The organism is Spirosoma agri, from assembly GCF_010747415.1.
Lineage (GTDB): Bacteria > Bacteroidota > Bacteroidia > Cytophagales > Spirosomataceae > Spirosoma > Spirosoma agri.
This window is the reverse complement of sequence record NZ_JAAGNZ010000002.1, coordinates 1,456,704-1,469,603: the sequence shown is the minus strand read 5'-3', so window position 1 is coordinate 1,469,603 and position 12,900 is coordinate 1,456,704. Positions and strand designations below refer to the sequence as shown.

10 protein-coding genes are annotated in these 12,900 nt (G+C 52.6%); 4 read left to right on the top strand and 6 right to left on the bottom strand.

Annotated features, from left to right (window positions below):
- Positions 1-48 precede the first annotated feature (48 nt).
- The 4 genes from GK091_RS22665 to GK091_RS22650 form a co-directional block, all read right to left on the bottom strand.
- Positions 49-2,328, bottom strand: a complete 2,280-nt coding sequence (locus tag GK091_RS22665; RefSeq protein WP_164042287.1) for a heavy metal translocating P-type ATPase — start codon at positions 2,326-2,328, stop codon at positions 49-51.
- Positions 2,329-2,416: 88 nt separating this feature from the next.
- Complete coding sequence (locus GK091_RS22660) at positions 2,417-2,629, bottom strand: heavy-metal-associated domain-containing protein (RefSeq protein ID WP_164042285.1); 213 nt, start codon at positions 2,627-2,629, stop codon at positions 2,417-2,419.
- 635 nt (positions 2,630-3,264) lie between these two features.
- Positions 3,265-3,627: a hypothetical protein gene (locus GK091_RS22655; RefSeq protein ID WP_164042282.1), complete on the bottom strand. Its 363-nt coding sequence runs from the start codon at positions 3,625-3,627 to the stop codon at positions 3,265-3,267.
- A gap of 89 nt (positions 3,628-3,716) precedes the next feature.
- On the bottom strand, positions 3,717-5,978 hold the full coding sequence (locus GK091_RS22650) for an FG-GAP-like repeat-containing protein (RefSeq protein ID WP_164042280.1): 2,262 nt from the start codon (positions 5,976-5,978) through the stop codon (positions 3,717-3,719).
- A 137-nt stretch (positions 5,979-6,115) separates the two neighbouring features.
- Between GK091_RS22650 and GK091_RS22645 the strand changes: the two genes are divergently transcribed.
- Both GK091_RS22645 and GK091_RS22640 read left to right on the top strand, forming a co-directional pair.
- Positions 6,116-7,423 (top strand): UDP-N-acetylmuramoyl-tripeptide--D-alanyl-D-alanine ligase, encoded by a 1,308-nt coding sequence (locus GK091_RS22645; protein ID WP_170312766.1) that lies wholly within the window; start codon positions 6,116-6,118, stop codon positions 7,421-7,423.
- Between the two features lie 175 nt (positions 7,424-7,598).
- On the top strand, positions 7,599-8,261 hold the full coding sequence (locus GK091_RS22640; protein WP_164042276.1) for a GDSL-type esterase/lipase family protein: 663 nt from the start codon (positions 7,599-7,601) through the stop codon (positions 8,259-8,261).
- 85 nt (positions 8,262-8,346) lie between these two features.
- On the opposite strand, the gene GK091_RS22635 is transcribed toward GK091_RS22640, so the two are convergent.
- Together GK091_RS22635 and GK091_RS22630 are read right to left on the bottom strand one after the other, a co-directional pair.
- Entirely contained in the window at positions 8,347-8,808 is a 462-nt protein-coding gene (locus tag GK091_RS22635; protein WP_164042274.1) for a GNAT family N-acetyltransferase, read from the bottom strand.
- A gap of 3 nt (positions 8,809-8,811) precedes the next feature.
- Positions 8,812-9,309, bottom strand: a complete 498-nt coding sequence (locus GK091_RS22630) for a MarR family winged helix-turn-helix transcriptional regulator (protein WP_164042272.1) — start codon at positions 9,307-9,309, stop codon at positions 8,812-8,814.
- Positions 9,310-9,447: 138 nt separating this feature from the next.
- Between GK091_RS22630 and GK091_RS22625 the strand changes: the two genes are divergently transcribed.
- Positions 9,448-11,307 carry an outer membrane protein assembly factor BamB family protein gene (locus GK091_RS22625; protein ID WP_164042270.1) on the top strand — a complete coding sequence of 620 codons (1,860 nt, stop codon included), beginning with the start codon at positions 9,448-9,450 and terminating at the stop codon, positions 11,305-11,307.
- A gap of 179 nt (positions 11,308-11,486) precedes the next feature.
- Positions 11,487-12,797, top strand: a complete 1,311-nt coding sequence (ahcY, locus tag GK091_RS22620) for an adenosylhomocysteinase (protein ID WP_164042267.1) — start codon at positions 11,487-11,489, stop codon at positions 12,795-12,797.
- The last annotated feature ends 103 nt before the right edge of the window (positions 12,798-12,900 follow it).

The window sequence follows — 12,900 nt, the reverse complement described above, 5'->3', positions numbered from 1 at the left end:
CAAGAAACCCCAAACTTCGTGTACGTTACGCCTTCTTCCTATTTGTCTTTACAGCTTTATCGACCGCAACCGTAGACTATTGCTCACAACTGACACCGAACTTAGAGCCATGGCCGCACCCGCGATCATTGGGTTGAGCAGGAAACCGAACGCGGGATACAACACACCAGCCGCGATTGGAATGCCGATCAGATTGTAGATGAACGCCCAGAATAAATTCTGACGGATCGTCTGAACGGTTTTTCGAGACAGGTGCAGGGCCATCGAAACGCGGGTCAGGTCAGATGTGATGAGCGTCATTTTCGCCACATCCATTGCAATGTCGGACCCTTTACCCATCGCCATGCTTACATCGGCCTGTGCCAGCGCCTGTGCGTCATTGATGCCGTCGCCAACCATCGCCACCACCTTACCCTGTGCCTGTAGTTCCTGAACAAAAGCCGCTTTTTCGGCAGGCAGTACCTCCGCCCGATACTGACGTATGCCAACCTGACCGGCTACGGCGGCTGCGGTCTGGGCATTATCACCAGTGAGCAGGTAAACCTCAATACCTCGTCGTTGCAACATGTCGACCGCCTTTCTGGACGTGTTTTTGATTGGATCAGCAATAGCGACGATGGCCAGCACCCGCTGCTGATCCGCAAAGAATACGACCGTCTTTGCCGCTTTGTAGAACAAATCGGCCTGTTGCTCCAGTGCTTCGTCCGGCGAGATGCCTTGTTTCAACAGCAACGATCGATTGCCAACGATATAGGTATTACCGGAATGGTCGCCTTTTACACCATGCCCCGTTATACTCTCGAAACGATCCATCGCAACACCAGCGACGTTCGTTGATGTCAAATGCGCGACGACCGCTTGAGCAAGTGGGTGTTCGGACTGGGTTTCCAGCGCGTACAGAATGGATGCCAACCCAGCCTGTTCATTAGCCGAAACCAGCCAGTGTAAATCCGTAACAACGGGTTTGCCTTCGGTGAGCGTGCCGGTCTTATCCAGCACCACCGCATTGACACGGTAGCCCAACTCCAGACTCTCAGCGTCTTTGATCAGGATATTAGTCTCGGCTCCTTTTCCCACGCCGACCATAATGGCGGTTGGCGTAGCCAGTCCCAACGCGCAGGGACAGGCAATGATCAGCACCGTTACAGACGTTAACAACGCTGTTGTCAGCGCATTATCGCCCCCAATGAGCATCCAGACCCCAAAGGTCAACAAGGCAATACCCAACACGACCGGCACGAAAATACCCGCAATTTTATCGACCAGCCGCTGAACAGGGGCCTTACTCCCCTGCGCTTCCTGCACCGTTCGAATGATGCGGGCTAATACGGTGTCGGCCCCAACCTTGTCGGCCCGAAAGCGGAAGCTTCCCTTCTGGTTGATCGTACCGGCGAAGACTTTCGTTCCTGCCGTTTTCTCAACCGGAATCGGTTCGCCACTGATCATGCTTTCGTCAACAAACGACGCACCGGTCTGCACGTCTCCATCAACCGGAATCCGTTCGCCTGGTCGCACTACCAGTACGTTACCCACCCGAACGGTAGCAATCGGGACATCGCGCTCCGTTTCCCCATCGACGAGCCGCACCGTGTCGGGTTGAAGGCTCATCAGTTTCTTGATGGCCGATGTCGTATTCGATTTGGCCCGTTCTTCGAGCAATTTACCCAGCGAAATAAACGCGATAATAACGGCAGCCGCTTCGAAATAAACGTGCGGATGCTGCCCGCGACTTATCCAGAAGTCAGGATTAAGCGTCGTAAAAGCGCTGAATAAGAAAGCAATGCCCGTGCTAAGGGCCACGAGCGTATCCATATTGGCCTTACCGTGACGGGCCTGTTTCCAGGCATTCGCGAAGTACGATCGGCCCAGCCAGAACACCACGGGTGCAGCAAGACCCATCATGATGTAATTGCCAAACGGGATCGCTCGATCGGAACCGTCCATAAAGACCATGCCGATCAGTACGATGGGGATGGAGAGGATAACCGCCCAGATGGTCCGCTTTTTTAGGGCGTCGTAGTGTTTCTGCTGCGCTTCCCGCTGTACCTCATTGGCTTCGTTCGGGTCTTCAGTATCGATAATAATATCGTATCCCATTGCCCGCAACGCCGTTTGTAGTCCCTCGGGGGTAACGGTAGCCGGATCATAGTCTACCCAGGCGCTCTGGTTGGCGTAGTTCACCCCGGCATCATGCACGCCGGGCGTGTGTTTAAGCGTGGATTCGACGCTGACCGCACAGGCCGCGCAGGTCATTTCCAGCACCGGAAACGTTTTCTTTACGTCCGAACTCGATGCGTTGGCCTTCGGCTCGTTGAGTACTGTATTCATAGCTTCGGGCTCGATTGTTTACGCTTGATCGTTCGTTGCCTCAACGAGTTGCGGGCCAACGAACGATCAAGCACAACTACTAAACAGTTTAGTTCAACGGCTCAGCCTTAAACCCTGCCTTTTCGATAGCCTGTTTGACCTGGGCAGCGGTCGCCGTAGTGGTTTCGGCGGTCAGTACTTTGCTGGGATTCTGAACATCGACCTGCCAATGGCCTTCACCAACGGCTTCATTCAGAAAAGGGGTAACGGTGGCAATGCAGCCCCCACATTTAATATTAGTCTTGAATTTTACAGTTTCCATGTGCTTATTATTTATACCTGACAGCGCCCAACTAACGGATGGACGCTTCGATTACAACTGGTTCGATCTCAACTTGATTAACACAACGAAGGTCGCCAAAACGACGGTTGCTTGTGTTACAGAATTACGCTTCACCTGTATAGAATAACCCAAAATGGGCTGAATGAGTTGCGCCGGTGACCCTGTTCGCCAAACACGCTGGTACGGATTAACTTGGGAAAGCGTTAGTGACTGTAGCCGACAAACGGATCAGGCCATGACTGTCGTCACATGTACGAAAGACTGTCGTTGGCGATTGGTGAACTAGGGTGGCCAGGGTGATTGGTGGCCTGAGCAGACAAAAATGCTCGATGAGTAGCGAGTCTGTTAGTTCAAAATCGCTATGAGCGGTACGTGAAGCGTAAGATGAATCTTTGCTATCTGTTTTTACAGTGAGTATTGTCGACAGACAGATTAGCTTCGATGAAACAACCAAGAATAGGTTACCGATCGACAGAGAGTGCCGAAGGTTATGTTTGCGCACGCGGCCAACCGGATCAAGGGGCTATGCTGGCGTTTTACGTATGAGAGCAACGCAGTCTGGCCGATCAGATGTAGCAGAGAGTAGCGTTGCATCTGATCGGCCAGTTTACTACTTAATAGCGTTCGTTACCTTCCTTTTCTTCTTCAGCCAGTTCGGTGATTTCGTTGTCCAGTTCATCATCCGAAATATCCTCTAGTAAATCATCGGGAAGATCATCCATGTCCTCATCGTTCGACACCCCGTCGGTGGCGTGTTGGGCAGTGAGCGTGTCGGTGTAGAGCAACGTATCCGACGCTTCCTCATCGCCGGGATTCAGTACGTCAGGATCGTTGTTAACGCCCAGCCCCGCGTAGACGACAGCCTCTTCTTCGTCATTGTTGGCCGGCATATTTGTGTTCTGGGGCGACATACCTTCGAGCGGACCACCCGTATTCTGGTCGACGCGTTGTTGATCGGAGTTATTTGTATTTTCCATAGTAGTAAACGTCAAGATTAATTCCTGTCGGTCGGCACAGGTCATTCACTCTAAAAACTACTAACGGCTGAGACCCGAAAGAGTTTTCGCTACTTCCACACAACTACCTTTTGTACCAGCGCCGGACGGTTATCGGCGGTCAATCGCAACAGATACGTACCATCCGACAAACCGCCCAAATCGATCACCGTTTCAACATCGACCTTGACCTCCTGCATCGGCAACATGGCCTGTCCCGATAATGACACCAGTTCAATACGACCCGAAAAGGCAGGCCGGACCGTCAGGTAACGATCCGTCGGATTGGGAAACGCCCACGGCCCCGTCACCTCTTCGGGCAAACCCGTAACGACGACTTTCTGTGACGAATTTTTCAGGTATCGTACGCCACCCGCTTCGCTTCCTAGCATCAGATCGGGCAGCTGATCGCCGTCCAGATCAGCCATCGCGGCTATGAGTCCGGTGCCGGGCAATCCCAAACCGGGCAGGGAGTCGATCAGCGTAAGCGACTGATCGAGCCTGGCGGGGAATTGATAGATTCGAACTTTTCCGTTGTTGGATGCCGTAATGATCTCTTCTTTTTTGTCGCCGTTCATATCTGCGATGACCAGCGAGCGGGCCCGGTCGTAATACGAATTGTCGTTGGTGAACCCACCAAATCGCTGGTTTTGCAATTGAAACGTAGGACTAACCGCGGTTCCGGCGTTCCGGAAATAATGCACCGTCCCTTCACTTTTGCCAACCAGTACATCGGATTTTCCATCGTGATCCATGTCCGCTACCGTCAGCAGTTCACCCGGCTGCATCAGGTCGGGCGTCGGCCAGCGGGTGGCTCCGGCAAGGCTGTACTGGGCAGCCGCTCCTTTGGCCGCCGTATTGAAGAACACCCGTATCTCGATGCCCTTTGCTCCCGTCCCCGTCAGTACCAGATCAGTGCTCCCATTGGCGTCAACATCGGCAAACGACGGGACGACCTCACTCAAACCCAATCCCTGCGTAAGCCCCAGGTAGTCGGTTGTGACGAGCGCGAATGCCGGATTCTGGGTTGTGCCTTTGTTCTCGAAATGCCATAGGCCGGCCCGATACGCGGTGCCACTCAGCACGCCACTGTACCCAACCAGCAAATCCATATCGCCATCGCCGTCCAGATCGGCCAGCGCGGGAGCCGCGTTTTCGCCCAGATCAAGCATGTCATTTTGCAGAAAATCTTTCTGGATTAGCTTAAAATCCGGTTTCTGATTGGTACCCGCATTCCGGTAGAACCAGCTCGATGCCCGAAAATTGTATAGCCTATTTTCGTTAAAGTCCGAGTAAGTCGAAGCCAGCAGATCTTTGATGCCGTCCCCATCAACGTCTTCCGAGAATGTGGCTGCGTAGGCCGGGAATGCGATCGGATTCTGGGCCGGGAACAGACTATCGAACGACGTAAACGTGGCGTTTTCGTTGTTGGCTCCGGCATTATACAGAACGGCGATATTGGTGCAGGAAACAAACCCGAACAGCATATCTTTTTTACCGTCGCCGTTAACGTCCAGGATCGCCAGCGTATTGCCGGAGTGTAAAGGCCGTGTTCCAACGGGTTTGGCTGCGTTCACGACTGGGTTGACTTTGCCTGCGCCCGCTGTACCATCGCACGAGATACCGAATGTGAAGTCATTGCAGAACTCTTTAATAAAATGCCCCCAGACCTGGCAATCGGCCCGTTTGAAGTCCAGCCCGTCTTTCTTTCCCGTCCGCTCGACGCTCATGTTCTGCTGGTAAGTGATCAGGTTGCCCGACGCGTCAAAGGTCAAAATATCAATATCACCATCATCGTCGAAGTCCGTGATGGCGGGGGCATCCGTTGGCGCTACGTACAAATTCTGTTTACCCCCGAAGCCTACCGTCGTAAGCGAACTGATGACTCGTTTGAAGACGACATTGCCGCCCTGCGTTTCATTATGATACACATCGATGTTGCCGGATGGACCGGGCGAGAATAGGTCTTTGCGACCATCGGCGTCGTAATCAATGATAACCATCCAGCCATTGATGGACGGAAAGGCCGTTTCGTAAGCGGGTGCGTACTGCCACGCAATACCGCTCCCCGTCGGGTTATCAATCGCGACAAACGTGCTGACCTTATTGGTCGACCGATCAAATACTACCAGATCGTCGCGGGCATCATCGTTCAGGCGCACGGTCGCGTATTGCAGGGCGTTCAGCCCACCCGCCCACGGACTGATCAGTGCACGACCATCGATGCTGACCGTAGGACGTTGGTCATACTGAAAACCAAAGGCTGGTGCCGTCGACTGGGCGTAGTTGAGCAGCGGAATAACGAAAAAACAAAGCGTAAACAGCTTTTTCATCTAATTTTGGGCAATTCTCAGTAAAATGAGGATTTTCGCGAACAGCGCCAACGCCCTAGTCGCGGATGAAAACAGGCCAAAACAAGGTCCGGATTCACACAGAAGAACGAACTGCGACTTCATTTATGTCTACAGGTATGCTCTCAACGGCAGAACTTTATTCGAAATTTCAGGAATGCTCCGGCGTTTCGACCGATACGCGTACGATTACCGCCGACTGTCTGTTCGTTGCCCTTAGGGGCGATAACTTCAACGGCAATCTCTTTGCCGAACAGGCGCTCGCAGCAGGAGCCCGGTACGCACTCGTGGATGATCCGGCGATCGCTCACCGGGAGTCAAGATGCCTGTTGGTAGCCGATAGCCTGCTGACCCTTCAGGACCTCGCCCGACACCACCGCCAGACCCTGACGATTCCGGTCGTGGGTTTAACCGGCTCGAATGGCAAAACCACGACCAAGGAGCTGATCGCGGCTGTGCTGTCGAAGAATTTCCGGACCTATGCCACGGTGGGCAATCTCAACAACCACATCGGTGTGCCGCTGACGGTACTGGCCATCAACGAACAATACGAACTGGCCGTTGTCGAAATGGGGGCTAATCATCAAAAAGAAATCGAACTGCTCTGTTCGATCGCTCAACCGACACACGGCCTGATCACCAACGTGGGCAAAGCGCACCTCGAAGGATTCGGCGGCATCGAGGGCGTCCGAAAAGGGAAAGGTGAGTTGTACGATTATCTGGCCCAGAACGCTAAAACGGTGTTCATCAATTCCCGCGATACGACCCTGACCGCGATGTACCGCGAACGCCTGAAAGCGATTCGTTCCGAAACGACCTTTGCCGAAGCCATTTTTTATCCGGGCGAACCCGTTGAGCTGATTCAGGAGTCGCCGGTCGTTATTTTTCGCGACGGAGCCAGTGGCGAGGTGACCACGCACCTACCCGGTCGCTATAATTTCGAGAACATGCTGGCTGCGCTGGCCATTGGCCATTATTTCGGCGTTTCGCCGAAAGAAGCCAACCACGCCGTAGCTGCGTATAACCCGACGAATAACCGCTCGCAGGTGATCCATAAAGGCTCGAACACCATCTTGCTCGATGCGTATAACGCCAATCCGAGTTCAATGGCGGCTGCGATTCGTCAGTTTGCGGCTATGTCAGCAAATCGTAAAGTGGTAATTCTGGGTGACATGTACGAACTTGGTCAGGAGAGCGAGGCCGAACATGCAGCATTGGGTAAACTCGTTGCCGACGGCCAGTTCGACCTGGTCATTCTTGCCGGCAAAGACATGCAGTTTGCGCTTGGCTCGCTCCCCAAAGCCTACTATGTACCTGACAAGTTTTCGCTGCACAACTGGCTCATGGATCATCCCATGACCGACACGCACATTCTGGTCAAAGGCTCGCGGGGAATGGGATTAGAGTCCGTCCTGCCCTTTTTGTAGGCCGTGTTTCACCATTTTTATTTCTCGCCACAATCGACATCACTATAAATCTCATTTCGTTCAGTAGTTTTTATTGCGGAGGAACTTGTGGACGTGGCGAGTTAATCATGCTGGAAAAGGTCAACCAGACATGGAGCCTTATTGATCGGTTTAGATTTTGGATTGCTTAGCGCTTATGAATCAACTACGAAATGCCTTCTTTTTAAGTTTTTTTACTTTACTAATTCCTTGTTGCACCACAGCCCAGGACAACAAGTTCGAGTCCGAGATTCAGGCGTTCGAAGCAAAGGACAAGCAAAGCCCACCGCCGAAGAACCCCATCCTGTTCACGGGAAGCTCGTCCATCCGTCTCTGGCCGGATCTGCAACAGTATTTCCCCGGCAAAGTCGTGTTGAATCGGGGTTTCGGTGGTTCGGTGCTGAGCGATGTCCGTTATTTCGCCGACCGCGTTATCCTTGCTTACAAGCCCAAACAAGTAATAGTCTACGCGGGTGAGAATGACATTGCGTCCAGTAAGCTCTCCGCTCAGCAGACTTACGAAAACTTCGTGGACTTGTTCCAGTATGTTCGTAAAAAGCTGCCGAAGGTGCCGTTTGTCTTCATCGCGATCAAGCTCAGTCCATCACGTCGGCAGTACTGGCCGGTGGTTAACGAAGCCAATCAACTGATCAGCCAATTTCTGCGTAAACAGCGCAAAGCAACCTTTGTGGACATCAGGCCGTCGATGCTCGGACCGGACGGCCAGCCGGTTCCTGCGCTGTTCAAATCGGATAGCCTGCATATGACTGATGCCGGTTATCAGCGTTGGGCACCGGTCCTGAAACCGTATTTGAAGTAACCATGAATTCAGCCGTTGGCCATACGCCGTATCTTGGAGATACGGCGTATGGCCAACGGCTGCTTCTACTCCGCAAATCTGTCCTTTATAACGCTATTTCCATGCGAATATCAGCGCGGTCGTAAGGTGTTGGCACACGGGGCACTTCCCGAAAGCCGACGCGGGCGTACATGGTCAGCGCCGGTGTCAGCACCCGGTTCGATTCGAGCCAGACGGTTCTAACACCCAGCTGCCGGGCGTAGTCAATGGCCGCCAGACACAATAGTTTCCCCACGCCGTTGCCCCTTGTTTCGGGAGACACCGCCATTTTAGCCAGTTCAAACCCCGATTCACCCATGTTGACCATTGCCACGCAGCCAACGATCCGGTCATTTTCTTTGGCAAAAAAGATCTGACCATCGTTGGGCAGGATGTGCGTCTCTGGGTGGTCCAATTGTTCCAAATCGTGTGGTTCGACGCGAAAGTATTTTTCAATCCATTCAAGGTTCAGCCGTTTGAAATCGGGCTGATAGGTGGGTGTGTAGGGCGTGATAGTGATTGTATTCATGACTTACTGCTGCTTGGAGTCGTTTTTTTTCAATTGATCCTGAACTCGATCGAAGAAGTTGCGCTCGGCCAGCTGTGCTTCCATTTCCTGAAGCGACACCAGCAGATTGTGCGTTTGCCGGGATAGCATGTCGTGGTTGACTGCCACAAACGCATCCCACAAGGGCTGAAGTTTGGGCAGCATAGCCTGTCCGGCTGCGCTCAGCGATAGCAGCCGTTTACGCCCGTCCTGTTCCGACTTGGCCGATACGATCAGCTCTTTCTTCTCCAGTTCATTAATGACCTGAATGACGGCGGGATGTGTGATACCCAACCGATCGGCAATTTCCATAACGGCTACTGGTCCCTGGCGGGCAATTAGCACGAAAATGGTTACCCAGCGCACGTCAAAATCAACGCCCGACTGCCGGTAGATTGCCGTTACGGCCTGCCAGTACACGTCACTTAACCGCCGAAGCCGACTCGCGAGAGCCAGCTCGGCCATATCTGCCATAAAATCCATAACTAGGTTATTACTTACGTAAGTTCTTACATAATTACGAAAGCAAATTTTCGTTGTCAAGAAAATTTCGACTTATTTTTATCGAGCCATTTACCAGACAGGAATCTAACCAGCTTCGCTATAGCATTTTGCCATTCGATGAATCGCTTACTCACCTTCCTCCTGCTTGCTCTAGCTGGCAGTGCATTCGCGCAACCCATTCGCTTTGCCTTCGTAACCGACACGCACGTTGGGGCACCCGAAACAGCCGCTGAAGACCTGCAACGAACGGTAAACGACATCAACGCGCAACCAGCCATTGACTTCGTGGTAGTTACCGGCGATATCACCGATTTCGGCACCGAGCAGGAACTGACGACCGCTAAACGAATCCTCGATGGCTTGACGAAGAAATGGTATGTCTTTCCGGGGAACCACGATACCAAATGGTCGGAAAATGGCTGCAACAGCTTTCGGAAAATTTTCGGGAGCGAGCACTTCTCCTTCGATTTTGGTAAATACCGGTTCATTGGTTGCGGCAGTGGACCCAACATGCGCATGTCGCCGGGACTGGTCGCTCGTGAAGATGTGTTATGGCTGCGGTCGGAAGTCGAGAAGCTCAAGGGTTCTGATCGGCCCGTCATTTTCATGAACCATTACCCCCTCGATGAGGGCTTGGCCAACTGGTATCTGCTGATTGATACCATAAAAAAGACGAACGTTCAGGCTACACTGTGTGGTCATGGTCACGCCAACCAGGCGATGGATGCGGAGGGCATTCCGGCTACAATGGGCCGCTCGAATCTGCGCGCGAAAGACACCGTCGGTGGCTACAATTTGGTTACAATTCAGCATGATACGCTGTCGTTTGCGGTTCGAACCCCGACCGTTGGCTCTGTCGAAGGACAAACCGCAGCGCCCTGGCGGACCATTTTGCTAAAAAATCATCACTTTAATCAGGAATCGAAACCGTATCCGCGACCGTCGTATGCAGTCAACGAAACGTACAAAAACGTACGGTCCGTTTGGGAAAAACAGGACAGCAGCGATATTGGTGCGGGTATTCTTGCCGACAATAAATTATGTTTCTATCCCAACACGAATGGACAGATCGTTGCTTTATCGGTAAGCGATGGCTCGGTGAACTGGCGATTTTCGACGGGAGGGAAAGTTTATTCGACCCCAGCCCTGCAGAAAAATCGACTGGTTGTTGCCTCGACCGACGGGACAATTTACTGCCTCGATAAACGGAATGGAAAACTTAACTGGAAAGTCGAAACAGGCAAACCCATTGTTGCCAGTCCACTCATCAATGGCAATGTGGTTTACATTGGCAGTTCGGAAGGCAAATTCAGGGCGTTATCGCTGAACGATGGCGCAACGCAGTGGACATTTGGCGCGGTAACCGGTTTCGTTGAGTCGGTGCCCATTGCCGACAAAAAGAACGTTTACTTCGGTTCCTGGGGATCGACGCTCTACGCTCTCGACAAAAAAACGGGGCAGCCAGCCTGGACCTGGACTAATGGCAAAAGCCGAAATTTCTCGCCAGCCGCCGGTACTCCGGTGTTGACGAATGGTCGTATTTTTATTCAAACGCCCGACCGTACGGTTACGGCTCTTAACGCAGCAACCGGCCAGGAAATCTGGAAGACAAACCAGCACAAAGGATTTGAAGCCAGCGGCCTCTCGGAAGACGGCTCCCTGCTTTACGTGAAGTGCATGACCGATACGCTCTGGGCCTTATCGACCCGATCCGACAGTCCAAAACCCGAATGGTTCGTCAACTGTAACTACGGTTCCGAAATAAGCCCATCCCCCATCCTTGAACACAACGGCGTTGTCTTCGTTCCGACCGACGACGGTGTGCTGTATGCGATCGATCGGCAGAGCCGTCGGGTCAGTTGGGCCCACAAATTGTCCAATGCGATGGTGAATCGAGTGTGGTCATTGGGGAAACGGGACGTATTGATCACAACGATGGACGGGAAGTTAGCCCGACTGCGATTTACATCAAACTGATGCGATCAGGTACGTTTCAGAACACAGTGGAGGCACCTGCCTACACCGAACACTAAAGTATTGCGATTCAGATAGGGTTTCTGCTCAACGGTTCTTATTTTTGCATTTTGCTAAGAAATCAACCGCGAAGTACGTAGCCATTTATCGTTGACTAAGCACTTCGTCTTTTATTAAATACTATGCAAACTTCCACGTACGTCCCTTACAAAGTTAAGGACATCGCGCTGGCCGAGTGGGGCCGTAAAGAGATCAAACTGGCCGAGGCCGAAATGCCCGGTCTGATGGCCCTTCGTGCTGAGTTCGGTCCATCGAAACCGCTGGCGGGTGCCCGCGTTGCCGGCTGTCTGCACATGACCATTCAAACGGCCGTTCTGATCGAAACGCTGGTTGAACTGGGTGCTGACGTAACCTGGTCGTCCTGCAATATTTTCTCAACGCAGGATCACGCAGCGGCTGCCATTGCTGCCGCTGGCATTCCGGTTTATGCCTGGAAAGGGATGAACGAAGAAGAATTTAACTGGTGCATCGAGCAAACGCTGTTCTTCGGTGAAGATCGCCAGCCGCTCAACATGATCCTCGACGACGGTGGTGACCTGACCAACATGGTTTTTGATGTCTATCCAGAACTGATCGCCGGTATCAAAGGGCTGTCGGAAGAAACCACCACAGGCGTTCACCGGCTGTATGAGCGCATGAAGAACGGTACGCTTCACCTGCCTGCTATCAACGTGAATGACTCGGTAACGAAGTCGAAATTTGACAATAAATACGGTTGCCGCGAGTCGCTGGTCGATGCGATCCGTCGCGCGACAGACCTGATGCTGGCGGGTAAAGTGGCCGTCGTAGCGGGTTATGGCGATGTTGGTAAAGGTTCGGCTGAATCGCTGCGCGGTGCTGGCTGCCGGGTACTGGTCACCGAAATCGATCCAATTTGCGCATTACAGGCCGCTATGGATGGCTACGAAGTCATTCCGATGGATGAGGCCGTTCCTCGTGCTCAGATCTTTGTGACGGCTACGGGTAACGTTGGCATCATCAAAGGGCGTCACTTCGAAGCCATGCGTGATAAAGCCATTGTTTGTAACATTGGTCACTTCGATAACGAGATCGATATGGCGTGGCTGAACGAAAACTACGGTCACAGCAAGAGCCAAATCAAACCACAGGTTGACATGTACGACGTGAACGGTAAGGAAATCATCGTACTGGCTGAAGGCCGGTTGGTGAACCTTGGCTGCGCGATGGGACACCCGTCGTTCGTGATGTCATGTTCGTTCGCAAACCAGACGCTGGCACAGCTCGAACTGTGGGCTAACTCAGCCAACTACGAGAACAAAGTGTATGTATTGCCAAAAATTCTTGACGAGAAAGTAGCCGCGATGCACCTTGCCCACGTTGGTGCCCGGCTCGAACCACTTGAGCAGGATCAGGCGGACTATATCGGCGTACCCGTTGCCGGTCCGTTCAAATCGGAAATGTACCGATACTAGCTTATCGGTATAGGTGCGTAGGGTAATTGGTTCATGAACCATTTTTATACGTATCCGCTTACCTATCGATTACAATCCACAAAAAGGCGTGACTTCTGCAACA